At 63.3% G+C, this 25,582-nt stretch carries 26 protein-coding genes and 1 pseudogene; 11 read left to right on the forward strand and 16 right to left on the reverse strand.

Annotated elements, in window-relative coordinates; genetic code table 11:
- Positions 1-47: 47 nt before the first annotated feature.
- The 3 genes from gnd to dnaA form a co-directional block, all read right to left on the reverse strand.
- Complete coding sequence (gene gnd / locus QNO00_RS10145) at positions 48-1,016, reverse strand: phosphogluconate dehydrogenase (NAD(+)-dependent, decarboxylating) (protein WP_284024432.1); 969 nt, start codon at positions 1,014-1,016, stop codon at positions 48-50.
- A gap of 45 nt (positions 1,017-1,061) precedes the next feature.
- Positions 1,062-2,186, reverse strand: a complete 1,125-nt coding sequence (dnaN, locus tag QNO00_RS10150) for a DNA polymerase III subunit beta (RefSeq protein WP_229966482.1) — start codon at positions 2,184-2,186, stop codon at positions 1,062-1,064.
- A gap of 564 nt (positions 2,187-2,750) precedes the next feature.
- The gene (gene dnaA / locus QNO00_RS10155) at positions 2,751-4,169 is read right to left on the reverse strand and encodes a chromosomal replication initiator protein DnaA (protein ID WP_284024433.1); all 1,419 of its coding nucleotides are present in this window, start codon (positions 4,167-4,169) and stop codon (positions 2,751-2,753) included.
- A gap of 477 nt (positions 4,170-4,646) precedes the next feature.
- Here dnaA and rpmH point away from each other — a divergent pair, with 477 nt between their 5' ends.
- The 8 genes from rpmH (at position 4,647) to QNO00_RS10195 (ending at position 10,652) form a co-directional block, all read left to right on the forward strand.
- On the forward strand, positions 4,647-4,784 hold the full coding sequence (rpmH, locus tag QNO00_RS10160) for a 50S ribosomal protein L34 (protein ID WP_056010217.1): 138 nt from the start codon (positions 4,647-4,649) through the stop codon (positions 4,782-4,784).
- Positions 4,785-4,846: 62 nt separating this feature from the next.
- Positions 4,847-5,215: a ribonuclease P protein component gene (rnpA, locus tag QNO00_RS10165; protein ID WP_229966480.1), complete on the forward strand. Its 369-nt coding sequence runs from the start codon at positions 4,847-4,849 to the stop codon at positions 5,213-5,215.
- Between the two features lie 7 nt (positions 5,216-5,222).
- Positions 5,223-5,594: a membrane protein insertion efficiency factor YidD gene (gene yidD / locus QNO00_RS10170; RefSeq protein WP_229966479.1), complete on the forward strand. Its 372-nt coding sequence runs from the start codon at positions 5,223-5,225 to the stop codon at positions 5,592-5,594.
- Positions 5,595-5,602: 8 nt separating this feature from the next.
- Positions 5,603-6,565, forward strand: coding sequence for a membrane protein insertase YidC (yidC, locus tag QNO00_RS10175; RefSeq protein WP_229966478.1), 963 nt, complete (start codon positions 5,603-5,605; stop codon positions 6,563-6,565).
- Complete coding sequence (locus tag QNO00_RS10180) at positions 6,562-7,140, forward strand: Jag family protein (RefSeq protein WP_229966477.1); 579 nt, start codon at positions 6,562-6,564, stop codon at positions 7,138-7,140. Before yidC ends, QNO00_RS10180 begins: the two co-directional genes overlap by 4 nt.
- Before the next feature lie 47 nt (positions 7,141-7,187).
- Positions 7,188-7,820, forward strand: coding sequence for a 16S rRNA (guanine(527)-N(7))-methyltransferase RsmG (gene rsmG / locus QNO00_RS10185; RefSeq protein ID WP_284024434.1), 633 nt, complete (start codon positions 7,188-7,190; stop codon positions 7,818-7,820).
- Between the two features lie 210 nt (positions 7,821-8,030).
- Complete coding sequence (locus QNO00_RS10190; protein ID WP_284015825.1) at positions 8,031-9,206, forward strand: ParA family protein; 1,176 nt, start codon at positions 8,031-8,033, stop codon at positions 9,204-9,206.
- Positions 9,207-9,308: 102 nt separating this feature from the next.
- Entirely contained in the window at positions 9,309-10,652 is a 1,344-nt protein-coding gene (locus QNO00_RS10195) for a ParB/RepB/Spo0J family partition protein (RefSeq protein ID WP_284024435.1), read from the forward strand.
- Positions 10,653-12,633: 1,981 nt separating this feature from the next.
- Here QNO00_RS10195 and QNO00_RS10200 read toward each other — a convergent pair.
- From QNO00_RS10200 to QNO00_RS10210, 3 genes are all read right to left on the reverse strand, one after another.
- Positions 12,634-13,470 (reverse strand): class I SAM-dependent methyltransferase, encoded by an 837-nt coding sequence (locus QNO00_RS10200; RefSeq protein WP_284024588.1) that lies wholly within the window; start codon positions 13,468-13,470, stop codon positions 12,634-12,636.
- 270 nt (positions 13,471-13,740) lie between these two features.
- Positions 13,741-14,079, reverse strand: coding sequence for a hypothetical protein (locus QNO00_RS10205; protein WP_284024436.1), 339 nt, complete (start codon positions 14,077-14,079; stop codon positions 13,741-13,743).
- A gap of 190 nt (positions 14,080-14,269) precedes the next feature.
- The gene (locus QNO00_RS10210) at positions 14,270-15,115 is read right to left on the reverse strand and encodes an SDR family NAD(P)-dependent oxidoreductase (RefSeq protein ID WP_284024437.1); all 846 of its coding nucleotides are present in this window, start codon (positions 15,113-15,115) and stop codon (positions 14,270-14,272) included.
- Between the two features lie 185 nt (positions 15,116-15,300).
- Between QNO00_RS10210 and QNO00_RS10215 the strand changes: the two are divergent.
- Positions 15,301-15,456, forward strand: a pseudogene (locus QNO00_RS10215) (IS110 family transposase); the annotation flags it as partial.
- A gap of 16 nt (positions 15,457-15,472) precedes the next feature.
- On the opposite strand, the gene QNO00_RS10220 reads toward QNO00_RS10215, so the two are convergent.
- From QNO00_RS10220 to QNO00_RS10235, 4 genes are all read right to left on the reverse strand, one after another.
- Complete coding sequence (locus QNO00_RS10220) at positions 15,473-16,048, reverse strand: hypothetical protein (protein ID WP_284024438.1); 576 nt, start codon at positions 16,046-16,048, stop codon at positions 15,473-15,475.
- Positions 16,045-16,494 carry a hypothetical protein gene (locus QNO00_RS10225; RefSeq protein WP_284024439.1) on the reverse strand — a complete coding sequence of 150 codons (450 nt, stop codon included), beginning with the start codon at positions 16,492-16,494 and terminating at the stop codon, positions 16,045-16,047. The genes QNO00_RS10220 and QNO00_RS10225 overlap by 4 nt, the downstream gene beginning before the upstream one ends.
- 112 nt (positions 16,495-16,606) lie before the next feature.
- On the reverse strand, positions 16,607-17,143 hold the full coding sequence (locus QNO00_RS10230) for a hypothetical protein (RefSeq protein ID WP_229966469.1): 537 nt from the start codon (positions 17,141-17,143) through the stop codon (positions 16,607-16,609).
- 16 nt (positions 17,144-17,159) lie between these two features.
- Entirely contained in the window at positions 17,160-17,288 is a 129-nt protein-coding gene (locus QNO00_RS10235) for a hypothetical protein (RefSeq protein ID WP_284024440.1), read from the reverse strand.
- A gap of 124 nt (positions 17,289-17,412) precedes the next feature.
- Between QNO00_RS10235 and QNO00_RS10240 the strand changes: the two genes are divergently transcribed.
- Together QNO00_RS10240 and QNO00_RS10245 are read left to right on the forward strand one after the other, a co-directional pair.
- Positions 17,413-17,535: a hypothetical protein gene (locus QNO00_RS10240; protein ID WP_269439197.1), complete on the forward strand. Its 123-nt coding sequence runs from the start codon at positions 17,413-17,415 to the stop codon at positions 17,533-17,535.
- A 19-nt stretch (positions 17,536-17,554) separates the two neighbouring features.
- On the forward strand, positions 17,555-18,310 hold the full coding sequence (locus tag QNO00_RS10245) for an SAM-dependent methyltransferase (protein WP_284024441.1): 756 nt from the start codon (positions 17,555-17,557) through the stop codon (positions 18,308-18,310).
- A gap of 159 nt (positions 18,311-18,469) precedes the next feature.
- On the opposite strand, the gene QNO00_RS10250 is transcribed toward QNO00_RS10245, so the two are convergent.
- From QNO00_RS10250 to QNO00_RS10275, 6 genes are all read right to left on the reverse strand, one after another.
- On the reverse strand, positions 18,470-19,666 hold the full coding sequence (locus tag QNO00_RS10250) for a peptidoglycan-binding protein (RefSeq protein ID WP_229966467.1): 1,197 nt from the start codon (positions 19,664-19,666) through the stop codon (positions 18,470-18,472).
- 11 nt (positions 19,667-19,677) lie between these two features.
- The gene (gene trxA / locus QNO00_RS10255; RefSeq protein WP_104053463.1) at positions 19,678-20,004 is read right to left on the reverse strand and encodes a thioredoxin; all 327 of its coding nucleotides are present in this window, start codon (positions 20,002-20,004) and stop codon (positions 19,678-19,680) included.
- 25 nt (positions 20,005-20,029) lie between these two features.
- Complete coding sequence (gene trxB, locus QNO00_RS10260; RefSeq protein WP_284024442.1) at positions 20,030-21,055, reverse strand: thioredoxin-disulfide reductase; 1,026 nt, start codon at positions 21,053-21,055, stop codon at positions 20,030-20,032.
- A gap of 257 nt (positions 21,056-21,312) precedes the next feature.
- Positions 21,313-22,878 carry an ABC transporter substrate-binding protein gene (locus QNO00_RS10265; RefSeq protein WP_284024443.1) on the reverse strand — a complete coding sequence of 522 codons (1,566 nt, stop codon included), beginning with the start codon at positions 22,876-22,878 and terminating at the stop codon, positions 21,313-21,315.
- Between the two features lie 269 nt (positions 22,879-23,147).
- On the reverse strand, positions 23,148-24,809 hold the full coding sequence (gene murJ / locus QNO00_RS10270; RefSeq protein WP_284024444.1) for a murein biosynthesis integral membrane protein MurJ: 1,662 nt from the start codon (positions 24,807-24,809) through the stop codon (positions 23,148-23,150).
- Positions 24,810-24,925: 116 nt separating this feature from the next.
- Positions 24,926-25,456 (reverse strand): NUDIX hydrolase, encoded by a 531-nt coding sequence (locus QNO00_RS10275; RefSeq protein ID WP_229966464.1) that lies wholly within the window; start codon positions 25,454-25,456, stop codon positions 24,926-24,928.
- Between the last annotated feature and the right edge of the window lie 126 nt (positions 25,457-25,582).

Genomic DNA, 25,582 nt, shown 5'->3' on the forward strand with positions numbered 1-25,582 from the left:
CGAAAGCCGTCCGGCAGGTTCCTGTCTTCCAGCCTACTGCCGCCGGACTACTCCGGGCTGCCGGTGCCGTCGACGGCGGCCGGCGGCAGGTCCGGGAGCGGTTGCGGGGGCTGCTGCAGTGCCTCCGCCGGTGCACCGGCGGGCTTCGCCGGGTGTCCCCCGAACTGGTTCCGCAGTGCCGCCACCATCTTCATGGCCGGAGATTCGTCCTGCCGGGACGCGAACCTGGCGTACAGGGCTGCGGTAAGGGCCGGCGCCGGGATGCCGCTGGCAACAGCCTCCTCGACCGCCCATCTGCCGGCCCCGGAATCCTCCGCGTAACCGGCAATCCGGCTCAGCTCGGGATCTTCATCCAGGGCATTGAGCGCCAGGTCAAGCAGCCAGGAGCGGATCACGGTGCCGTCCTGCCAGGCGTGCATGACGGCGGGCGCATCCGTGATGATGTCCTTGCCGGCCAGCAGCTCGTATCCCTCGGCGTAGGCCTGCATGAGACCGTACTCGATGCCGTTGTGAATCATCTTGGCGTAGTGCCCCGCACCCACGCTGCCCGCATGCACGAAGCTCCGCTCCCGGCGGCCCTCTGGTCGCAGGGCGTCGAAGACGGGCATCGCCAGGGCAACATCTTCCGCGTTGCCGCCGACCATCAGGGCGTAGCCGTTTTCCTGGCCCCAAACGCCTCCGGAGACACCGCAGTCCACATACCGGATGCCGGCGGCGGCCAGCTTCTGCGCGTTGGCGAGATCGGCGTCGTACCGGGAGTTGCCGCCCTCGATGACCAGGTCTCCGCCGGCCAGGACCTCGGCCAGATCAGCGATCACGGCATCGGTGACTTCTCCGGCCGGAAGCATCACCCACACCACCCGCGGCGAGGGCAGCTCAGCCACCAGTTCGGTCAGCGACATCACGTCGCTGACCACCGGATTCCGGTCGAAACCGGTGACGTCGATACCGTTGCGGCGCAGCCGCTCACGCATGTGGAAACCCATTTTGCCGAGTCCGATGAGGCCAATGTGCATTTCGGGTTCCTCTTCCTTGCGTCCGCGGCCGGAGCGGGCCCCGCCCTATTGGTTGGGCAGCCGGACCGGCATCAGCAGGTACCGGTAGTCTTCCTGGTCATCGCCGGTGAGTTCTTCCTGAGCGGAAATCACGGCCGGCTTCGGCGGCGTGGTGAACGAAAAGCGCACGTACTTGCTCGGGAAGGCGCCCAGGCCCTCGCTGAGGTAATGCGGGTTGAAGGCGACTGTGATGTCGTCGCCAATCAGGGATGCTTCCAGCGCCTCGGAGGCCTGGGCATCTTCTCCCGTGCCGGCGTCCAGCGTGACCTGGCCGTCGGTGAAGGCGAGCCGCACGGGGGTGTTCCGCTCGGCAACCAGCGACACGCGGCGCACGGCTTCCACCAGGGCGCTGGTTTCCACGGTGGCGTGGATCGGGGTGTTGTCCGGGAACAGCGACCGGATTTTCGGGTAGTCGCCGTCCACCAGCAGCGAGGTGGTGCGGCGTCCGCCGCTTTCAAACCCGATGAGTTCGCTGTCATCCGAGAACGCGATGTTCAGGTCTCCGCCGCCGCCGAGGGTCTTGGCAACTTCGTTGAGGGTCTTGGCCTTGACCAGTGCGCTGGTGGAGATGCCGGGGGTGGCCGGCTTCCAGGATAGTTCGCGCAGGGCAAGCCGGTACCGGTCGGTGGCTAGGAAGGTGATGAGATCATCTTCGATCTCCATCCGCACCCCGGTCAGGATCGGCAAGGTGTCGTCGCGGCTGGCGGCGATGATCACCTGGGACACGGCCTGCGCGAAGGCTTCGCCGTCGACGACGCCGCTGACCTCCGGAAGCGCCGGCAGCTCCGGATACTCGGCAACGGGCATGGTCGCCAGGTTGAAGCGGCTGTTGCGGCAGGTCAGCGTGACCTTCGATCCGTCCGTTTCAACTTCGACGGGAGCAGACGGAAGGCTGCGGCAGATTTCGGCCAGGAGCCGGCCGGAAACCAAGATGGTGCCTTCTTCGGCGATGTCGGCGGCGATTTGAAGCCGGGCCGAGATCTCGTAGTCGAAGCTGGCAATGCTCAGTGATCCGCTCTCCGCCCGAATCAGCAGGCCCGACAGAACCGGAACCGGGGGACGCGGCGAGAGGGAACGCGCTGTCCATGTAACCGCTTCGGCCAGGACATCCCGCTCAACTCTGAACTTCACTGCAGGGTGCCGCCTTTCACAACGTACTTTTCAGTACAACTGAATCTTCATGACAAGTGAGGGAGCGTCGCGTGCCCTGCGGCGCCGCAGCTGCGCCGCATTTCGAGACACCATCTCAGGATGGGCCGCGAATGACAACAATACTCCGTGCCAGCTTAGCTTCCGACCCGCTGTTGATGCACGGCGTCCAAGTCTCCGCTGATCCGCCACCGGCTCCTCATGGAAGACATCAGATGTTCGTCCCGTGCAGGATGCGAGGGTGGTCCGGAAAGGTCAGATGTTATTTGGAGGAACCGAATTTCTTAAGGTTCGTAGTGTTAATAACTCCTGTGGATACTGTGGATAACCCGGCCCATCGGGGCGTCATGGCGTTTTAAGCCTGTGGATAACCTGTGGGTCCCCGCTGCGGGGATCTCGCCGGGCTGTGGGGAACTTTTCTGTAATTCCGCGTATCCACAGGGAAGTGCTGCTTGCGAGGAGTTATCCACCGGGTTATCCACACCCTTGTCCACATCTGTTAATTTTGAGCCCCTGCGGGGCCCCGGATCCCCGCCAGCGCGCGGATTATGCCTCGCGCTGCTGCTGCTTGATTCGGTTGGTAAGTTCCGTGACCTGGTTGTAGATGGCCCGGCGCTCGGCCATGAGCTCCCGGATTTTACGGTCTGCGTGGATGACTGTGGTGTGGTCCCGGCCGCCCAGCTCCTGGCCGATCTTGGGCAGCGACATGTCGGTCAGTTCCCGGCAGAGGTACATGGCGATCTGCCGGGCCGTGACCAATGTGCGGGTTCGTGATTTCGAGCAAAGTTCCTCGAGGCTGATCTGGAAGTACGCTGCCGTCTGCCCGAGGATCGATGCGGCGGTGATCTCCTGTGCGCCGTCGTCGGTGATCAGGTCCTTGAGCACGATTTCGGCCAGGCCGACGTCCACCTGCTGCCGGTTCAGGCTGGCGAACGCGGTCACGCGGATCAGCGCACCCTCAAGTTCCCGGATGTTGGTGGAAATTTTGGATGCGATGTACTCCAGGACGTCGTCCGGAGCGCTGAGGCTGTCGCCGATGGCCTTTTTGCGCAGGATCGCAATCCGGGTTTCCAGCTCCGGCGGCTGCACATCGGTCAACAGGCCCCATTCAAAGCGTGAGCGCATGCGCTCCTCGAAGCCGGAGAGCTGCTTCGGCGGGAGGTCCGAGGTGATGACGACCTGCTTGTTGTGGTTGTGCAGGGCGTTGAAGGTGTGGAAAAACTCTTCCTGCGTGGCGTCCTTGTTGGCCAGGAACTGGATGTCATCGATCAGCAGAATGTCCACGTTCCGGTAGAGCTGCTTGAAGCTGGCGCCCTCGTCATAGCGGATGGAGTTGATGAAGTCGTTGGTGAACTCCTCGGAATTCACGTAGCGCACCCGGATGCCGGTGTAGAGATGCCGTGCGTAGTGTCCGATGGCGTGCAGCAGGTGGGTCTTCCCCAGGCCCGAGTCGCCGTAGATGAACAGCGGGTTGTAGGCCTTGGCCGGTGCTTCGGCTACTGCGACGGCTGCGGCGTGGGCGAACCGGTTGGAAGAACCGATCACGAAGGTTTCGAAAACATACTTGGGATTCAGCCGGCCGAACTCCTGGGAGGTGCTCGGCGGCGTCGGCGACGGCGCGCTCTCTCCGCTGGGAACCGGGCTGGGAGCCGGCTGCTCGGGTTCGGGCTCGGGATCGGCCTTCACCGCCGGGATCATGTCAGCGTCAATGACAAAGGCACACTGGATGTCGGCCTGGAAGACTCCGCGGAGCACCTCGTCCAGAATGTGCTTGAGCTGCGTCTGCAGGACTTCGCGGGTGAGCTCGTTCGGAACGGCCACCAGCAGAGTTGTTCCGATCAGGCCCTGGGCCTGGGCCAGGACCACGAATCCGCGCTGCCGCGGAGAGACCCGGTCATCGGTTTCCAGTGTCCGAATGACCTTGCGCCAGGAACTGCCGACGTCGTTGATTTCGTCCGTGCCCACAAAAACCTCTCGTGATCGCCCTCAGCGGTCTCAGAAAACATGGAAGCCCGAGCGGGTTTCCGGCGGTTCATCCACAGACTTATACACAGTTGGTGGATAAAACGCCCGTGGCCAAGCCTAGAGGATGATTTACCCCCGTGGTAGCTGGATTCCGGCTGTGGACAGACGCTGGGACGGGGCTCACACCAGTGTGTGTTCGGGCTTCATCAAAGCAGTTGTCCACAGGTGTGGATGAAATTGTATGAACAGGGCAGCCGGCCGTTGAGGCGCTCCCCGGTTTGACTGGCGGCGGTCATGCCCCTACCGTGGAGTAGTCCTTTGTGTCTGCTATCTGCACTCATTCATGCCCATCAGGGTTCTGGGAATCAGGGTCCAGGTCCGGGTTGAGAGCAGTCAGACACATGAAATAAGCGCCGCTTGTTCTTCCCCCTTGTCGTAGCAAGCCAGCGCAACTCAGATTGTCTTGGAGTAACTACCGTGAGCAAGCGGACTTTTCAGCCGAATAACCGCCGTCGTGCCAAGAAGCACGGCTTCCGCCTTCGCATGCGTACCCGTGCCGGCCGTGGAATCCTTTCCGCACGCCGCGCCAAGGGCCGTACCGAACTGTCGGCCTAAATAGCCTCAAGTTTGTCGATGCTGCCCAAACGCAGCCCCGTCTCCGATTCCAGGTGGTCTGAATGCTGGCCGTAGGGAATCGGGTGCGGACATCGGCGGATTTTTCTTTTACTGTACGTTCCGGTGCCCGCAGTGGGCGCCGGAACGTCGTGTTATATGCGGTGGACACAGGGGCAAGCCCTACCCGCGTAGGCTTCATCGTCGCGAAAAGCGTCGGGAACGCCGTGACACGGAACCTCGTTAAGAGAAGACTGAGGGAAGCAGCTGCCCAGAGTCTGCGTGAGTACCCCACCGGGTTCGATATTGTCGTCCGTGCGTTGCCGCCGGCGGCAACGGCGTCTTGGCAGGAGCTTCGCACAGACTATCTGGGCGCGCTGCGTACGTGCGCCGGGAAACTCGACCGCGCCCGCTCGCTATGCCAGAAGGGGTGATCCGCTGATGAGCCGTTCCGGAACTGATCCGGTAAGGGCTGTCCAGTCGATTGCCCGCGGCGTGTGGAATCTCCCGCGCTACGTTCTGATGGGCCTTTTAATGGCCTACCGCAAAACCATTTCGCCTCTATACGGACCGGTCTGCAGGTTTTTCCCCTCCTGTTCCGCATATGCTCTTGAAGCCGTGACTGTCCACGGTGCCGTTCGCGGCACGTGGCTGGCCGCGCGGCGGCTTGTCCGCTGCCACCCGTGGAACGACGGCGGTGTGGACCATGTCCCGCCTGGACACAGGATTTGGGACCAGGAAAAGGTTCCGAGGATTATTGTGCTGAATCATCCCGTGATTCCAGCCGACGAAGACAGCCGCGAAGCGGCTTAGGAGAGTAAATGGGTTTCTTCGATACGATACTGTTCCCCTTTAAGTGGGTAGTGTCCTGGATCATGTGGATCTTCCACGAGGGCTTTGTTTTCCTCGGGATGGATGAGGCATCCGGCTGGACGTGGACCCTGTCCATCATCGGCCTCGTGATCGTGATCCGGGCCGCACTGATTCCGGTCTTCGTGAAGCAGATCAAGGCCCAGCGCGGCATGCAGTCGCTGCAGCCGGATCTGAAGAAACTCCAGCAGAAGTACAAGGGCAAGACCGATCAGCTCTCCCGTCAGGCAATGACGCAGGAGCAGATGGCGCTCTACAAGAAGCACGGCACCAACCCGTTTGCGGCCTGCCTGCCGATGCTGATCCAGATGCCGTTCTTCTTTGCGCTGTTCCAGGTGCTGAACGGCGTTTCGAAGGCCAGCGACGACGGCGTCCATATCGGCGCACTGTCCGCGGAAGCCATCCAGCAGTTTGATGCGGCCACCATTCTGGGCGCTCCGTTGTCCTCGTCGCTGCTGCACGGCGGAGGCGGTGACGGCCAGATCGCCGTCGTCGTTCTCTCCATCGTCATGATCCTGGCCATGACCGCTTCGCAGTTCATCACGCAGAAGCAGATCATGTCGAAGAACATGTCCGAGGAAGCCCTCGCCAGCCCCTTCATGCGCCAGCAGAAGATGATGCTGTACATCCTGCCCCTGGTCTTCGGTATCGGCGGCATCAACTTCCCCATCGGTGTCCTCATCTACTGGACCACCACCAACCTGTGGACCATGGGCCAGCAGTTCTTCGTGATCCGCCGGATGCCCACCCCCGGCTCCCCCGCAGCCAAGGCCCTGGCCGAGCGCCGCGCCAAGAAGGGCCTGCCGATGGCCCCGCTGCTCGGTGAGGCAAAGGGCGGCGCCGCTGAACCTGCTCCCGTGACAACCAGGACCCAGCGCCAGCAGCCCCAGCGGAAGAACAGGAAGAAGCGATGACCACCGAGCCCGTGGCGGAGTCTTCAGCCGACGAACCCGAGGCAGTCGAAGACGGAACCGTGGCTGCTGCTGCGGGCGAACCGGTTGAAGCCGCCGGCCCCGGGCGCCTCGAAGAAGAGGGCGACGTAGCGGCCGACTATCTCGAGGAACTCCTCGACATTGCCGACATTGACGGCGACATCGACATTGAGGTCCGCCACGGCCGCACATACATCTCAGTGGTGGCCGAAGACGGCGACGTCACCGGCCTGCGCGCCCTCGTGGGAGAGGACGGAGCGGTGCTGGAGGCCCTGCAGGAGCTGACCCGCCTCTCGGTCCTCACCGCCACGGACAGCCGCTCCAGGCTCGTCCTGGACATTACCGGCTACCGCAAGGAACGCAGCGCCGAACTCCAGGTCATCGCCGAGCAGGCGGTCAGCGAGGCCAAGGAGGGCGGCCAGGACGTTGCCCTGCGTCCCATGAGCGCGTACGAACGCAAGATCGTGCATGACGCCGTCGCTGAACTTGGACTCGTCAGCGAGTCCGAGGGCGAAGGGGAAGAACGCCACATTGTGGTGTCACTGCCCGCCTCCTAGGGCGGCTTTATCGCTGGAAAACTGCACCGCAGACAAGGAATTACCACGTGGTTGAAACAACGCCCGCAGAGCGCACGGCGGCGGAAAAAATCTTTGGCACCCGGCTGGAACTGGCTGAGCGCTATGTCGAGCATCTGGCGACATCGGGCATGGAACGCGGGTTGCTGGGGCCCCGCGAGGTGCCCCGGTTGTGGAGCCGGCATGTGCTGAACTGTGCCGTGGTTGCTGACCTGATCGATGAAAACGCCCGAGTGGCCGACGTCGGAAGCGGCGCCGGGTTGCCGGGCCTCTGCCTGGCCATCGCCCGTCCTGATCTGCAACTGACCTTGATTGAACCCTTGGAACGCCGCGTGATCTGGCTGAACGAGGTCGTGGCGGATCTTGGCCTGGAGAACGTCACGGTTATTCGGGGCCGAGCGGAGCAGGTGACCGACGAGGTCGAAGCGGATGTCGTGACGGCCCGCGCCGTTTCCGCCCTGGGGTCCCTGGCCGGCCTGACGATCCCCCTCCTGAAGGGCAAGGGAGTGGTGCTGGCGATCAAGGGGCGCAGCGCTGAAGAGGAGATTCAGAAGGCATCGAAGGTCATCCGCAAGCTCGGAGGCCGCGAGACTTCAATTCTGACCGCCGGAGAAGACCTCCTCGAGGAACACACGACGGTTGTCCGCATCCGCGTGGGGTAGCGGGGCCGCATGATCTTGTGCACACACCGGCCGCGGTCCGGGATATTTGCCGGGCAGCGGATAGGCTGGATGAACTAATGCCTATGTTTGGAAAGTGAGCCTGTCCAGGTGAGTGCGCGCCGTGATTCCGCCGCAAAACGGATTCCACCCTTTGCAGCGTTGGGTTCTGCCCTCTCCGCACAGTTCTCTAGAATTCAACCCCAAACGTTTGTGAACAATCAGGAGCCGCCCGCCGTTGAGCGTGAGCCGGCTCCGCAGTCAGCGGAGCAGCCGGTTGAGCTCGCAGCCTCGGCTGCCGTTGCCCCCGACCCCGTGGAGGCGCCGGTTTCTCCCGCACCGGCTGCCGCTGACCCTGCCGCTTCCATGGACCTTGTTTCACGTGAAACAGCGCACAGCGTTGTCACCCTGCAAACCGCGGCTGAATCTGCAGCGGCCCCCGAGGCTATCGAAGGTGGTGTAGCTGACGAGGCGGTCGTACCGTCGACGTCGGTGGACGTTATGGACCTAATGGACGAAAGCACCCCGCTGGCCAGGGAACTCGCACATGAGAGCCGCCGTCGGGAAAAGCTCCGCGGCCGGGTTCTCCCGCGCCCCGTCGAGACCCGGATCATGACAGTCAGCAACCAGAAAGGCGGCGTCGGCAAAACGACCACGACCGTCAATCTGGCCGCTGCTCTCGCCAGTGCCGGGCTGAACGTGCTGGTCATCGACATTGACCCTCAGGGCAACGCCTCCACGGCCCTGGGCATCGACCACCGTGCCGAAGTCGAGAGCATTTACGATGTCCTCATTGACGACCTGCCGCTGGCTAACGTCGTGGCTCCGTGCCCGGACATTGACAACCTTATTTGCGCGCCCGCGACCATTCATTTGGCGGGAGCGGAAATCGAGCTGGTATCCCTGGTCGCCCGGGAACAGCGGCTGCGCCGGGCCATTGATGTTTACGCTCTGGAACGGGAACGCACCGGCGAGGAACGTCTCGACTACATCTTTATCGACTGCCCGCCGAGCCTGGGGCTGCTGACCGTCAACGCCTTTGTTGCTGCCCGGGAAGTCCTAATTCCGATCCAGTGCGAATACTATGCGTTGGAGGGCCTGAGCCAGCTGTTGAAGAACATTGAGATGATCCAAAAGCATCTCAACGCCGACCTGGTTGTTTCGACGATTCTCCTCACCATGTACGACGGCCGGACGAATCTGGCGGCTCAGGTTGCCGCCGAAGTCAGGGAGCACTTCCCCGACCAGGTGCTTGGAGCCGTTGTGCCGCGGTCCGTGCGAATTTCGGAAGCTCCGAGCTATCAGCAGACGGTCATGACCTATGATCCGTCCTCCACTGGCGCCCTGTCCTATCTGGAAGCTGCCTCGGAGATTGCCCAGCGCGGCTAGACATCCCGCCGTGCCCTGCGCAGTAAATGACATCCTGAATCGTAGAATACAGTCACAATCAATCCATGCCGCTTGCTGTGTGCATAAGGGAAGGACATACCCATGACCGAAAAGCGTCGTGGTTTGGGACGAGGCCTGGGGGCATTGATTCCCAGCAGCGCAGAATCAGAGGAAGCCTCAGTGGCTGCCTCGGCCCCCGCTCGCGCCGGCCGACCCGTTGATGTGTTTTTCCCGGCCGCCGGTGACAGCGTGACACCGACCCGTCCGGCTCCCGGAGGTGCCCGTCGAGGACCGGGGATCAACATGGATGCACTGCGAGGTTCCGGACAGAAAGCGGCAGGCACGGGTTCACCCCGGAGCCAGCAGATGTCAGTTCCGGGTCTCGATGAGGGGCTTGGGGAACCGGCATCAGGCGTCGGTTCCGAAGAGCCTTCCACGGACGGCGCCGCTGACCGCGGCACTGGTCCGTCACAGCCGGCAAAGACCCGCCCCAAACGGGGCCAGACGGCCTCCAGGGCGGCTTCAGCGACAGGTGCGGCCAGCACGGGGGAACCCGCCGAAAACGGCCCTGACGCGGCAGCAGAAGCCGACAACGGTGCCGCTGTTTCACGTGAAACGCTCGTGGAGGTGCCGGGGGCGTCCTTCGCCGAGATCCCGGTGGACTCCATCCACCCGAACCGGAAACAGCCCCGGTCAGTCTTCGATGAAGATGACATGGCCGAACTGGTGCATTCCATTCGGGAGATCGGTGTCCTTCAGCCGATTGTTGTCCGCCCGTCCCCGGAGGACGACCCCGACCACCCCTACGAGCTTGTCATGGGTGAGCGGCGCTGGCGGGCAAGCCGCGAAGCCGGACTCCAGGCTGTCCCCGCAATCATCCGGTTCACGCAGGATGTTGATCTGCTGCGTGACGCCCTGCTCGAGAACCTGCACCGCAGCCAGCTCAATCCCTTGGAAGAGGCGGCTGCATACCAGCAGCTTCTGGACGACTTCGGCTGCTCCCATGAAGAGTTGGCGGACCGCATTGGCAGGTCTCGCCCCCAGGTGTCCAACACTTTGCGGTTAATGAAACTGCCTCCGCTGGTGCAGCGCAGGCTTGCGGCCGGGATTCTGTCGGCAGGACATTCACGTGCACTGCTCGGCCTCGCGGATGCCGCCGAGATGGAGAAGCTGGCGCAGCGAATCGTCGCTGAGGGGTTGTCCGTCCGAGCGACGGAGGAAATCGTGTCTATGAGTGACGGCTTGCGCCGTCCGGCCAAGGAAAGCAAGCCCAAGGTGGGGGCTCGGCACGAGCGTTTGGATTACCTGGCGACGTCGTTGTCGGATCGTTTGGATACCAACGTGAAGATCACCCTGGGTGCCCGCAAGGGAAAGGTCAGCATTGAATTTGCCAGTGTTGATGACCTGAATCGCATCATGGGAGTGCTGGCGCCGCCCTCCAACTGACCCTCCCCGGGCGGCAGCCCGGCGGTGTCCCCCTGTCGCGGGTACCGTTGTCCGGTCCTGGGAGCAGTTGGGTTCCGGCCGTTCGGGCTTTGTTTCACGTGAAACACCGCCCGGACGGCCTTTTTGGTGCCGGCATAAGAGCAGTTGGACCGACGTCCAACCCACCACGCAGTAGCCTCAGGTGGCGTACCAGACGGGCATTGGCGGGCGTTAAGGCCAGTCATCCGCATAGCACCGGGGCGCACCTGTTCCCCCGTGGGCGCGTGAATCCGGGGCCGAACGCTACAAACGGCCCCGCACTTGTAGCGATTTAGCCGAACCACTCCTGGACATGCCGGACCCAGAAGCGTTTCACGTGAAACGCCGGTTAGGGTCACCCCCACCCCGCTTGAGTCGTCGAGCGGAAACTGCCCGCTGAACGGATCACTCCGCCGCCGACCGTGTGACTCCGACTCGGAGATCCCATTGTCTGAAATACGAAACCCTATGTTGCGGGTTCCAGTCGTGGATCCATCTCCAGAAGGGGAAATCCCGCTCGCATCCTGGAGTGAAGGCTAATGCAGTTACCGCGACGGCGCCCTGCTACTACTATCGACGGGTGCTTAAAGCTAAACCGTGCAACCTAAACCGGGCAACGGGCTTTCTGTTTCACGTGGAACATTGCCTGGTTCGGTTTCGGCTGATTACCTCCGTGGTGTCGCCACGTCGGCCGGTGAACGCTCGCCTGGTCCGACAGCGGGGGCACTGCGCCCGTGCCCCCCGGCAGCATCTCCCTGCCGACTGAGGCCATCAAGAGGTATCCAGGGCAGCCCACGGGGAAATTCACTGGGCACACAGGCCGGCGGTAGGAGGGGTAAAGTACTTCGTCGGGCAATGAGTACCCGTGTTTGCTGGGAAACGGAGCCTTTTCTGGCAGGGTTTCACGTGAAACATCCCGTCCTGATAGCTAACAACGCCCCTCGGATCCGTGCCCTGGTGTTGAATCACGGCACGGCTCGCGAATTCTAAAAAATTTTTCTGCGCGGCCTAGTTGTGGGGTGCCCTTGGTGGGGCTCTTCATTGTTCGTATCAGCGTCGTTGGGTGGGTCTGCGGCGAGGGATCAGGTTCTCATGGGGTGCGCCTGGCGTTGGGTGGGGTAGCTGGCGCGCCCTCCCTGTTGGCCTTCGTGACACCATGGGGCCTCGAGTCTGCCGGCGGAAAATCACGTGTTGCCCTGCCTTTCTGCGCTGCAGTGGGGTGTCCCGTGGTAGGCCAGGGAAAGTTCTGCCACAGGCGGGTTTCACGTGAAACGATGGGGTCACCGAGCCTCTGGTAGGTAGGTCCGGGTCGGCGGTGTCATGGTCGGCGGGGAGCATCTGGATTTGCAGTGTCTCGGTTAGAGGTGCCGCGCCCCGGAGTGGCACACGGCTTATCCAGCACGGCAGCGGAGAGCACCATCGCGTTGCGGTGCACCTGATAGTTTCGCAAGCTGGTGCAGTTTGCCGCACGCATTTCATAGGCAAATGTTTACGTCCCCAGCAGAGGGGTGTGGTCAAATGTTGGGCGGTTCACGACCTGTCTGCGCAGAGCATTCACGCCCAATATTCTTGGCGTTTGAAGGCCGCTCCGCGATTCAAAGCCTATTATCCTTCCCCGGCGGCAAAAGGCTTTGTACGAAGACGCAACGTCTGTCTTCTGGCGCGGTTCATGATGGACCAGCCGTGTATCGGGCACAAGACAAAATCCCGTGATCGTCAGCCCGGGCCGCGGGGTACAGCCGAGTCTGTTTCACGTGAAACAGAACAAACTGGCTGGCCTGCCCGTCCGTGGGTGGCCGTTTCACGTGAAACAAGTCAGCGGGCACCTGGATCGGTGGGCGGCTCATAGGTGTCTCTGACCAGCAGTGGGTGTTTCACGTGAAACGCAGTGCCACCCCGCCAGTCTTCTTGGTCGTTTTGCGGGCGCTGGCGGGCCGTTGCGGATGGCAGTTCTGCGGCTGCCTTAGAGGCGCCTGGCGGTCAGCAGGAGGTACTCCCAATCCATGACTGTTTTTGTCGGATCGGAGCTAAACTGCCCCACCAGGGAAAGCAGGTCGGAGTCGAGTTCTGCCGCACGGCCGGGATCTGCTGCCAAAGATCGATAGACGGCAATGGTGGGCCCGTAATTGGTCTTGAAGAAGGCAAGGAATTCCTCGGGTGAACGGAATCGGTCAACGCGCAGTGCGCGACGCTCGACTCGAAGGTCGCTGACCTGTCCCGCGAAGAGCGTCTCGACATGTTCTTTTTTCCCCCACAACGGGGGAGGCTGTATGCCCGGCGGGGGTGGAGGCGCATAGGGCTTCATGGTGGCAAACATGCGGCCGATGAATCCTTCCGGCGTCCAGTTGATCAGTCCGATCCGCCCGCCCGAACGGCAGACCCGCACCAGCTCATCGGCCGCCTGCTGATGATGCGGGGCGAACATGACGCCGACACAGGACAGTACGACATCGAATGATGCATCCGGAAACGGCAGGGCCTCGGCGTCGGCCACCACCCAGTCAAGGTTGCTGCCACGGGCCTCGGCGATGGTCCTGCCGATGTCAAGGAGCTCCGGTGTCAGATCCGATGCAGTCACATTGGCCCCAACATCCGCCGCCGGAATCGCAGCGTTACCGGTGCCGGCAGCTATATCCAGTACCCGGTCCCGGCCTGTGACCCCGCAGGCCTGGACAACAACGGCCCCGAGCGTGGGGATGACCTCAGTGGCGACGGCGGCATAGTTGCCCTGCGCCCACGTCTTCCGGAGCTTGCTTTTCAGCTCTCGGTCGGCATCATTGGTGGTTGGTGTTTCAGTCATTGTTTTCACATCCTTGGTAGCAGACGGGGGCTAGCGGGAATCTGCGGCACTGATACAGGTTGTCACCGCGTAGCAGGCGCAACGTGAGCAGCTCCGGGCTGCCGACTCCTCAATTTTTGCCCTCCGCTGACTACCGTCTGAGAAAAGCGGTCCCGGGAGATGGGTTCCGTCCCAGCCATGCCTCACTGTAAAACCGTCACCGGGCGTTCCGAAAGAGTTCAGGCGGCGGCAGTCGGCTGCGGGACGCGAATTTCATACAGAAGGCCTGCGTCAGCTGAAAACATAGCTGTCGACGTCGTAGGCCGACAGTCCCGCATTTTGAATCGGGCCGTAACGGCTGCGGCCAACGCCGCTCTGCCCGGAGGCCGCAGGCGGCGGTGTCGCCGACTGCCGCGCGGGGAACCTTCTCCTGGCTGAAGTCATCCACTCCGGGGTTGAGCGCACCGGGCGGAACGCCAAGTCGATCTCGAAACCCGGGCGCCGGCGGCTCTCCAACAGTTGCGCCAGCAGGTCCCAGGTGCTGCCCACCTGCGTCGTGGGGGTCAGCACCAGCAGTTGTCCGGGAACAACGTGCGCGACGACGGTGGCACAGGCGCTGCTCAGGATCAACAGATCACACGAAACGACGTCTAACGCTTCTCGGGAAACCCGCCCAGCTCGCCTGTCGGGGATTTCCTGGGCTTCCGCCGGATCTCCAACCGGGAGACGGGCGTTCCCTGCGCAGTCGTCACTTTGGCCCGGGATTCGCCGTCGCAGAGCTCCGGACACCCCGGGCCCGCGGCACCGGCCCAATAGCGGGTTAGCTCTCCGGAAGGTGGGGAGCCCATGGAGAACCGTTGATGTGGCTGCCGCCGTCTACGAAGAGGGTATTTCCAGTGAGGTATCTTGAATCTTCGCTGGCAAGGAACACTGCCACGCCTCCGAGGTCGGCTTCTGCGTCTCCCATGCGGCCCATGGGTATCGCGGCATCAGTAGCCGCTGCCGCATCGGGTTGGAGCGTGGCGAAGTTGCGGTAGGCCGCTGAGGCCACCGCGGGGCACATGATGTTCGCGGTGATGCCGTATTGTGCCCACTCTCGAGCGGCTGTGCGGGTGAGGGCGCGAAGTGCTTCTTTGCTGGCGTTGTATGCCGCGGTGCCCATGTGGGCGTTGACCCCGTTGAGGGAGCTGATGTTGATAATGCGTCCCCATTGCTGCGCTTTCATGACGGGAAAGGCCTTTTTCATGGCCCAGTTCGGTCCGAGCACGTTCATGGCGAAGTTCGCTTCGTACTCTTCGTCGGTTTTGTTTTCCACCCGGTGGATGCCCCAGCTGCGGTAAGCGTTGTTGACGAGGATGTCGATGGATCCAAATTCATCAACCGCAGTTTGGACTGCGGCATCCATCTGTGATTTCTCCGTGATGTCGCAATGCACGAAGGCCGCCTGGCCGCCGTTGGCGACAATGGAATCAGCCGCGGCTTGACCTTTAACATCGTCAAACTCTGCGATGAGAACAGCCGCCCCGGCTTGCGCAAAGCGGCGGGCAATTCCTTGCCCGAGCCCGTCCCCGGCGCCTGTCACTAATGCCACCCGGCCTTTCAACTGATTGTCGATCATCGTCACTCCTTTTGTTGTTGAACTGTTCGGTTTGTACGCGTGCGTCATGGCATCATGGCATGCTCTCACGCCGTAATGACGGATTGCCCAAGCGCAGCGGTTGCGGCGCCGAACTGCTCGCAACAGTGACGCGGCCAGCTTTTTGGCCCGGGGCGCGCTGTCGCAGAGTTCCGGACACTCCGGGCCGATGTGTCTACGACGTCTTTTGCTGTCCTTATGTGTGGTCGAGGAGGTATGACCGCAAACGCACCGAAGGTAAATCCCATACCCCAGCCGTCATCTGTCTTGCACGACGCCGCTTCAACGTCCTCTGGGCCATGCTCCGCGACGAAATGCCCTACACACCCTCACCGCCTGTGCCGGCCCACCGGTGCCTGCTGGCCGCCTGAGCAACCGGTAGATGGCTTATCGCTGCAATGATCTTCGAGCCACTTCTATCAGGGCATCGATTCTCTGCATTACTTCTTCTTTGAGGACTGAGTTGGTTTTAGCGTCGACGTACCAGCCAAGCCTGTCATAAGCGTGCACTGACGCAACCGTGCCCATGGGTCCGGACGTGAAGGAAACAGTCATGCCGACCGGAACGCTCTTGCGGCCCCACGGCAGGAGCATCCCCCAAAGTCTGGTCAGCAAATCGGAACCCGTAGCTACTGTTACCGAGCCGCCTCGCGATTGCGGTCGGTAGCCCGCATTCCTCAAGTTTGACTCGAGGGCGGTCATTGCCGCTGGAACCGGTTCAAGAAGAGTGAAGGTCTCCTTTGATTCGTAAATGATTTCCAAAGAGGACTCTTCTTTCGCTAAATGCGGCGGTGAGGGGTTCACCCAAATGAATATAAGCGTGAGCCGGCTCGATGACCTGCTGGCGCGGCCATTGAGCCAGGCCGTTTCAACCGATCCGGTTGACAACATCAATTGGAAATTGCCGTCCTCGGCCTCCTGGCCGTGGTTGGGACGGGAGATTGCGTGGATGCTTCCAGTCATCTCGCTTCCGCGGTACTGGAGAGAGTCCGGGGCGGCCGGCGGAAGATCACCACGAGTGGGATGACCAGCGCGATGGCCAGCAGAAGGTCACCACCGCCCCAGGTGTCGGTTAGTGCTGATCGGGTGAAGGCGAGAGCCCACATCAACAGCACGGAAAGCGATGCGTAGAACCCGAACCTGCGGCGTCGGTTCCACCATCCCGCCACCCGGTCCTGCCGGGTGGTACCCGTTGCTGGCACAACGGTTCGCGGATCAAACCTCCTGCCGCTGTGCTGGAGAAGGAAGGGTGCCATGAGAAACAACATGGTCAACGTGAAAATAGGTTGAAGGGAGCCGGTGACCGCCGTGAGCAGCCCCAGTACCAGGGGCAGAACAACGAACACCAGTACCCGGCCACGCCGCGTCCTCATCTCCAGGATGCGTTTTCCCCTAGTTTCGAGTCTCATGGAACCAAAGCCTATTCGGAACTGCCGGACATGAATGTCGGAATTCTCTCCCAAAGCAAGTGGCGCCCACTGAGGCCGGTGAGCGCCGCCGAGGCGGCTGTGCAACTACCTCCTATGGATTGCTCCTTGATGTGTTGCTTAATCCCCGCTGGTCTTGACATGCCTGGAAGAGTTCACGAATGTCTTGCCTGCCCTGACCGTAGTCAACCGCCGTTGATTTCATTAAGGGACGACAGGTGGCAGTTATGCGGGACATGTTGGAACCTGCATCTTCGAACTTTAGGGTGATGGTTTCACCCCAAGTCTTGAAGGTTATTGATACCCTGATTTCCGCTCCGTCCGCGGAGAGGCTCCGTAGTTTGAACCGGCGCATTCCAGCTACGGCACTCTCTACAACCGCTGGCACAGAGCCAATCGGAGTATCGAGCCGGACTTGCCCCTCTGATACTGCTCCCGTGGAGCTAATTTCAGAGTTATTGGTCCGAGCGATTTGCTGGCGGTTTGATGATCTGTACGTGGAGATCATGAAGCCGACGGGAACCGCGACTATCACTACGGTTATCCAATGATTCCATCCGATAAAGATGCCAGCTGCCAGAAGAATCAAAGTCATCAGGGTCAAGAGCAGGTAAGGCCATTTTGTGCTCATTGGAACTCCTATCCGCCTATATACTCACCGTGATTCCTGGGGTGGCCTGGACGGGGGTGGCCACACCCAGGACCAGGGCTGCGGCCATGGCGGCGGCAGCGAGGGAGCCGCCCTTTTGGGCACGGAACGACGGCGATAGCAGCATGGAAACCCCGAGAACCAAGAGACTGGACCGGAGGCTGATTGCTCGAGCTGCTCGAAACCCTAGGTCTCGCTCAGAGACGGTGTCACCGGACCCACATACCCGTCTTTGAAAGGGAACCACTCGGTTGACAAAACAACCCAAAAAGCAGGCCACCACGGCGTCCGTCCAGACCCACGCCGACCAGCTCGACGCCGAGGGCGGAACCGCGCGCCTCACGCCGGGGTGTCTCAGCCTCGGCGTCGGCTGAATCCTGTAGCGTCGTTGCGATGGAGCGCTCCGAGATCTTCGACATTGCCCACCTGCGCCATCCAATCGCGGCGCCGGTGGCGCCCGATCGGCTGCGCGAACTGGTCGGCTGGCTGAGCCCAAGCGACGGCGCCCGCGCCGTTGACCTCGGGTGCGGCGAGGGCGAGTGGCTGCAGGAGCTGCTACTCACCCACCCCGGAATCACTGGCGTAGGGATCGACCAAATGGTCCCAGCCTCTGCCGCCCGGCGTGCCGACGAGCGGAAACTGAGCGACCGGGTGCGCTGGATCGAGACGGATGCCGCCACCTGGAACGACGGGGTCTTCGACGTGGTGCTGTGCGTCGGTGCGAGCCACGCCTTCGGCCGGCTGGAGGACATGCTGGGCGCTGTCCGGCGGCATCTGCGCCCCGGTGGCCAAGCGCTGATCGGCGACAGCATCTGGGAGGGCGCCCCGTCGGCTTCTGCCCTGGCCGCGCTCGAGGTTTCGGCCGACGCCTATCCCGACCTCGCCGGCCTCGTGCGAGCCTTCCATGAGCACGGGTTCGAGCCGTCGTACGGGCACGTCAGCACGTTGGCCGAGTGGGACGACTACCAGTTCAGCTGGACCGGGTCGCTCGTCGACTGGGCCGTGCGGGAGGCCTCGACGACCGAGGATCGTGACCAGGCATTCGCCGCTGCACGTGAGAATCGCGACGCCTGGCTGAGCGGCGCACGACGCGAGCTGGGGTTTGCAACCTTCGTCCTGCACGACGCCGCCGTTGGAGTGCGTGACTGACCGGCGTTCACGTCCTGGCGAGCAAGGAGGTAGTTACACAACCCCCCCCGTGCCCGGACCGCAAAGGTGGCGGCCACCGCGCTCCTTGTTCTATGAACTAAACCCGCGACGGCGGCACCCCCGTTGCCGGGAGTGCCGCCGTCGTTGTTTGTGACATGCCTAGAGGCCGGCTACGCGCCGTTCCCCGGACTCCTCCATGGGGTTGAACCGGAAGACGTCGTCCAGGGCCAGCGTTCCGGTGGGCTGGTCTTCTTCTTCCAGCAGGTAGAGGCGTTGGATGCCGATCACGATGGAGTCCGCCACCGTCTGGCGGAACACCGGATCGGCAAGCCGTTCCGCGTCGCCGCGGTTGCTCAGGTAGCCCAGGTCCAAACCGACCGAGGGGATTCCGGAGAGCTTCAGGGTGTCCCAGGTCCGGCCGTGGACGCCCAGGCTGTCCATGCCGGTACGCGCCGCCAGCTCCTTCATCAGGAGAATGGCCGCGCGGTGCCCGATGGGGGAGCGCGCCTCTCCGGTCCCCGGCAGGCCCCAGTAAAAGGCGGCGATGCCGGATGCGGCTTCCTGGTCCAGCCAGTCACAGTGAAGGTCCAGATTGAGGCTGGGCACGCTCGTGCCGGTGACCTTCAATGCTGAAAATGTGGAGGACCGCCACACCACCCCGGCACCGAATTCCCGCAGGATCCGTTCCACGCGGCGGCCGATGTCCGCCGCCACCAGGGCCTCGGTCAGCGGCTGGGAGGTGAGGCGTTCGACGGCGTGCGGGGAGGCCAGCTCCGACGCTCCGGTACTGAGGGCGATCATACGGCCGCGCAGAGCCGCGGTGGAGCGGTCCAGCCGCTCGTAGTCCCGCAGCGCGAAGGCCTGGCTCGGAGTGATGGCGCGGTTCACCCGGGCCATGGCGCGCATGGTGGCTTCATCGCAGACACCGCTGCCGGGAATGCCCAGGTTCTGCTGCAGTTCGGCCACGGCGTAGCGTGTCCGCAAACTGAATTCGCCGTCGATGTGGCCGTAGTAAAAGCCCAGGTGCGAGAGGTGCCGCTGAAGTTCAGCGACGTCGTCGCCGCGCGCCGGAGATTCGCCTTCAACAAAGGCCAGCGTGCGGTCACCGAACCGGAACTGCGCTTCGGCCAGTGCGCGCTGGGTGTCCCGGCCGGCAACGCCGTCGACTATGAGGCCGCGGCTCTGCTGGAAGGAACGGACCGCAGCGTCTACGTGGTCATCGAAAAGGGTGGGGTCGTTAACGGAGTCCGGAGCCAGATAGGACATGGAGATGCCGGCACGCAGCAACGCTTCTCGAAGCGCCACAACGTGCCGGCCGGCATCCATTCTCCGCAGGGATTCTCCTGCCGAGTGCATGGTCTGTGTCTTTACTTCAGGAACGCCGCAAATTCCTGTTCCAGGACCTGCTTGGGCTTGGCGCCGATGGACGTGGCAGCCACCTCGCCGCCCTGGAAGACGTATACGGCCGGAATGGACGTGATGCCGTACTTGGCCGCGATGGCGGGGTTGTCGTCCACGTTCACCTTCACGACGTCGACCTTGTCGGCATACTGCGCGGCAATGTCATCGAGGATGGGGGAGAGCATGCGGCAGGGGCCGCACCATTCCGCCCAGAAGTCGACAATGACAGGCTTGTCGGCAGTGAGGACATCGGCTCCGAAGGAAGCGTCGGTTACATCTTTTGCGTTGCTCATGTGTTGCTCCTAACAGGTTCTGAACTTAAAGGGCGGAGTGTTCGGATACGGCTTCGGCCGGCGGCGTCGGAACCTCGGCGGCGGTCTGGGCGGCGTCGCCCAGATCGGCAAGATAGTGCTCGACGTCGATTGCGGCCACACAGCCGGAACCCGAGGCTGTGATCGCCTGGCGGTAGGTGGGGTCGATGACGTCGCCGGCAGCGAACACGCCGGGCAGCGAGGTCTTGGAGGTGCGGCCGGCAACCGCGATGGTGCCTTCGCTGGTCAGCTCCAGCTGGCCCTTGACGAGGTCCGTGCGCGGATCGTTGCCGATGGCGACAAAGACGCCGGTGACGGGGAGGTCGGACTCGGTGCCGTCGACGGTGTTGCGCAGGCGCAGGCCGGTGACCTTGTCCTCGCCGTGGATCCCCGCAACTTCGGAGTCCCAAACGAAGCGGATCTTGTCGTGGGACAGGGCGCGGTCCTGCATGATCTTGGAGGCCCGCAGGGTGCTGCGGCGGTGAACCACAGTGACGGTGGAAGCGAACTTGGTGAGGAACAGGGCCTCTTCGAGGGCCGAGTCGCCGCCGCCGATGACCGCGATGTCCTGGCCTTTGAAGAAGAAGCCGTCGCAGGTGGCGCACCAGCTGACGCCGCGGCCGGAGAGGCGCTTTTCGTCCTCGAGGCCGAGCTCCCGGTAGGCGGAGCCCGTCGAGATGATGACCGCACGCGCCAGGAAGGTTTCACCGGTGCCGATGGTCACCTTCTTGATGTCGCCGTCGAGCTCAACGCTGGTGACGTCTTCGAAGAGGATCTCGGTGCCGAAACGGGCAGCCTGCTTTTCGAACTGGGCCATGAGATCCGGCCCCATGACGCCTTCCGGGAAGCCGGGGAAGTTCTCCACGTCGGTGGTGTTCATCAGCTCGCCGCCGGCGGTGACTGAGCTGGCGATCAGCAGCGGCTTGAGGTTGGCACGGGCGGTGTAGACAGCCGCTGTGTAACCGGACGGACCGGAACCGACAATAATGACGTCGCGGACGCCGTCGGCGGCTGCGGGGGTTTCGATGCTCACGGTTAGGTGTTCCTCTTCCTGTTGAAAACTCTTGCGTTCCGGCAGTGATGCTGGTGAATCCGAGTGAACCGGCATGCCGTTTGCTTACTCCGGGACCACTGGGCACAACCGTTACAGCCTCAAGCTTATTCCGGGCGGCGCGTTACCGGACACGGCAGCGGCCCGGTACGGGGCCGTCGGGGCCGATCCCGCCGCACCGATCCAGGCGGATGCGGCACCGAACCCGGCGGATGCCGGGTCCGGTGCGGGCTCCAATGCTAGGAGACGCCGATTTCCGCGATGCGCAGGCCCCACGGATAAGTGGCCTGGAGGCCACCGCTCAGGCGCGGCAACTGGGTGAAGTTCACGATGACATACTTGGCCGTAGCCGCTTCACCTTCCACCTTGGGCACCTGGATGCTGGTGGTCGGACCGGTGAAGCCGCTCTCGGCCACGGAGGAGGCACCCTCCAGGCTCGGGGAATCATTCAGCAGCACGGAGAAGCTGCCGCCGGTTCCGTTGAGCTGGCTGATGTCGATCTTGTTGATCGCCGATTCCTCTTCCAGCTCGACGACGAGGGCGAGGTTGGGTGCCAAGCCGCCGAAGGTGTCGTTGGCGTAGACATAGCTGGACCAGTAGGTGGCCGGGTTGCCGTCGAGGATCTGCGGCAGCGCCCCGTCGTTTTCCGCATCGAGGGCGGGGTTGCCGGGCACCAGGCGGCTGATGCCTGCCGGCACGGGTGCGGCTGCGGTCTGCACCGGTGCGGCTGCCGGCGGAGCTTCCGCGGGAGCGCTGGCCGCAGCGGTGGGCTCATCAGCCGCCTGCGGAGCGTCGTTGCCCTGCTTGCCCAGCTGTCCAACAGCCAGGACGACGGCGACAACCAGGACCAGCGTCAGGACCGCACCCACGAGCACCCGACCCCAGGTGCGGCGTCCGCCGGGGGCCGCGTCGTCGTCATCGTCCTCGTAGCCCTCGTAATCGTCCTCGGCGGCAGCGGTCGCTGCAACGGCGGACTTCGGGAAATTGGAGGGAAGCCGCTCGGAACCGCTGCCGGGAGCCCGGCGCGCGGGCGCGGAAGGAGCCGCGGGCTCTTCGGCGGCCGGGTTCTCCTCGGGGACGGAGTCGGCTTCCGAGGCGTAATCGGTTTCCGTCCAGCGGGAGACCTTGGGCGTCGGGCCGGTGGCCGGCGCCGCGCCGCTGGTGGGCCGGGCGGCGGAGGGAGGCGGCATGTTCGCCGCTCCGGTGGCTGCTTCGGCAGGAGCATCCGCGGCGTCGCCGAACTCCAGATCACGGGCAGCAGCAGCTTCCTCGGCCCCCGAGAGCACACCGCCGCCGGCGCCGGCGGCAGCACCCGCACGCCCAAACTTGGGCAGTCTCGGCAGGGGGCGGCCGGCCATCAGGGGCTTGCGGGGAGCGCGCTCCGCGGGCTCTTCGACGTACCGGTCGTCCTCAGTGGTCTCCGGCTCACGGGAGCGGGGCATCCCAAAGATCTCGGAGCCGAGCGTGTCTGTGAAGAAGGGTTCGACGAACGGAGCGTCCCGTTCGATCACCAGGTCCAGGAGGTCGGCCGCGTTGGCGTTGTTGGTGACCAGGTAGGTGCGGCCATCGCTGACGCCGAGATCCAGGATCTGCACGTTGCTGGCCCGTTCGCCGGTGGCAACCTCACGGGCGCTGGCACTGACCTGTGCGGTGTTCTCGGGAGCTGCGAGGAGGATGCTCACGGCACGGTTAAGTACCTGGTCCACGCCGTCAAGGACCAGATCGTTCTCCGCTGAGGACAAAACCTGGGCGGTCACTTTGTAGCGGCCCCCCAGTGTTGAGCCTACGTCTACCGGCTGTGGCACGTGTTCCTCCCATGGAAACGGCAATTACTGCATTCAAGGTAATGCGAAATATTCAAGGTAGTGCAAATAATCAAAGTGCTGTGAACTGGCCTGCCGCTTGTTTGACTACTGCTGGTTCAACACTGCCTGGTAACGAAGAGACTCCAAAGCATGCTTCTTCCCCCATGCTACCTGCGCGGATTGGCAAACCCGGAGTTGGCGCCCGCCTGTCTGTCAAGCGAAAGCCGCGCCCTGCGGGTGCCGGGACCTGCACCGCTTGGAACGGGCGCCTACCGCCGGACCTTTGCGAGGATGGGGCCGAGGAAAGCATCCAGTTCCCTGACCTTCAGGGCGCGCAGCATGAAGTAGTAGGACACGGCCATGAGTGAGCCGCAGATCAGCAGGGTGACCAGGGAGCCGGTCAGCGACTGCCAGGCGAAGCCGTCCGCCGAGTAGCCGCCCAGCATGCCGAGTGCCGCGGATCCGAGTGCCGCACAGCCCAGAGCCGCAACGGTCAGGCGGACATGCACGTCGAAGACCTCCCCGGCGCCGTAGTGTCCCAGTTTGCGGGTGAGGAAAATGTGGCTGACCAGCACGCCGGCAATGTTCCCCAGAGAATAGGCAATGGCCAGGCCGAAGATGACCCGGTTGGGGGGCAGGACGGAGGCGCCGAAGGCAAGCAGAACGCCGAAGACGGAGAGCATGATCTGCATGACCATGGGCGTTTTGCTGTCTTCATCGGCGTAGAAAGCGCGGTTCATGAGGAAGGTGGCGCTCAGGAACGGCGCGCTGACGGAGAGCAGCACCAGCACCTGTCCCTGGACGGCGGCCGAGGCAGTGGACCCGCCGCTGAGCCACATGCTGATGGGGCCTGCGAGCACCACCAGCACAGCAGAGCAGAAGACGGTGGCCACTCCAATGGTCCGCAGCCCGGTGGCGATGGTGTCGCGGACCTGGGCCAGGTTGCCTTCGGTGAAGGCATGGGACATCTGGTTGAACAGCACCGTGGCCAGGGAAAGCGTGATCACCGAGTGCGGAATCATGTAGAACATGGAAGCAGTTTCCAGGTTCACCTGGCCGGCAATGATCTGCGGCGGATTCATGGCTGCATAGGCAGGACGCGCGGCCGTGGCGATCGTGGCAACGTTGTTGTAAATCAGGTAGGCGCCGTTGCCCACCACCATGGTGATGATGGTCCACTTGGCGACCTTGCCGGTCTGCCGCAGGCCGATGCCGCGCAGCCGGAAGGTGGGACGCAGGCCCAGCCCCAGCTTCTTCAGCGGAATAAGCAGCACGGCTGCCTGCGCGACAATGCCCAGCGTCGTGCTGCCGGCCAGGATCAAGGTGGCGGACGACGTCCAGTTCTCGGGCGAGAACTGGTTGGCTTCCTCGGTTCCCATCAGCGTGATGAACAGGATCACGCCGGCAATGGCCACCAGGTTGTTGACCACCGGAGCCCACATGTAGGGGCTGAACCGACCGTTGGCGTTGAGCGTCTGGCCAATGATGGCGTAGGCGCCGTAGAAGAAGATCTGCGGAAACAGCCAGTAGGCAAACGTGGTGGCCAGGGGGAGCTGGGACTCGTCCAGCCGGGTGACCACGGGCAGGATCCACGGTGCCGCGACGGTGGCGGCCACGGTCAGGATGCCCAGCCCGACCAGGCTCAGGGTCATGATCGAGGAGACATACTCCCGGCCGCGGTCCGGCCGTTTGCTGGCCTTGATGATCTGCGGGACCAGGACGGCGTTGAACACGCCGCCGGCCAGCAGCAGATAGATGAAGTTGGGCAGCACGTTGGCGTTGCTGAAAATGTCAGACACCAAGCCGGCATTGCCAATTGCCACGGCCAGGAGTGCGGTCCGGACAAGGCCAAGGACGCGGGATAACAGGGTTCCAGCTGCCATTACCGCGCTGGAGCGCGCCGTGCTGGGAGCAATATTCTTTTCGGCCATGGTGTCCCTATGCTCTCACCTCGACCGGGCAGGGCTTAAACCGGGGGGGCAGCGCCTGAAGGTCTGAGGCGGGCCGGGCGTGGCGGGCGAAGCGGGTGCACCCGCTCGCCGGGCGCTCAGAGGTAGCGGGGGAGGATTTCCCGGGCGAGGTCGGCGATGCGCCGCTCGTTGGGAAAGGAGAGCCGTTTGCCGAGCTCGGCCAGGGGAACCCAGGCAACGTCCACGGCCTCGTGGTCCGGATCGTTCTCGATCGTGAGGTTTCCGCCGGTGGCGGCCAGCAGGAAGTGGTGGACCGTCTTGTGCACCCGGTGGCCGCTGACCGTAAACCAATAGTCGATGCTGCCCAGGGCGGTCAGGATGCGCCCGTCGATTCCGGTCTCCTCGGCGATCTCCCGGATGGCTGCTTCGCGGCTGTCTTCATCATTCTCGGGATGGCCTTTGGGCAGGCACCATTCCAGCCGTCCGCCGCGGTTCAGCCGGGCAATGATCGCCACCGGCAGCTCCGAGGATGAGGAGTCAACCACAATTCCGCCGGCCGAGACCTCTTCCACCGTGGGCAGTGAGGCATGCACCGGATGCGCACCGACCCCGCCCATTGACGCCGTCAATGGGGTTCGCTTGGGTGCGCTCGGTACAGGATGGGCCATAGGACCACTCTAACGATCTTTGTCCGGGGATGATGACTGTCCGGGGGAGGCCCGGGGAGGACGCGGGAACGCTCGGCGTGTCCGGGCACCGAAGGGACCCCGCTGTGCGTCTTCGGACCTTTTATC

This window comes from Arthrobacter sp. zg-Y1219, assembly GCF_030125545.1.
Taxonomy (GTDB): Bacteria; Actinomycetota; Actinomycetes; order Actinomycetales; family Micrococcaceae; genus Arthrobacter_B.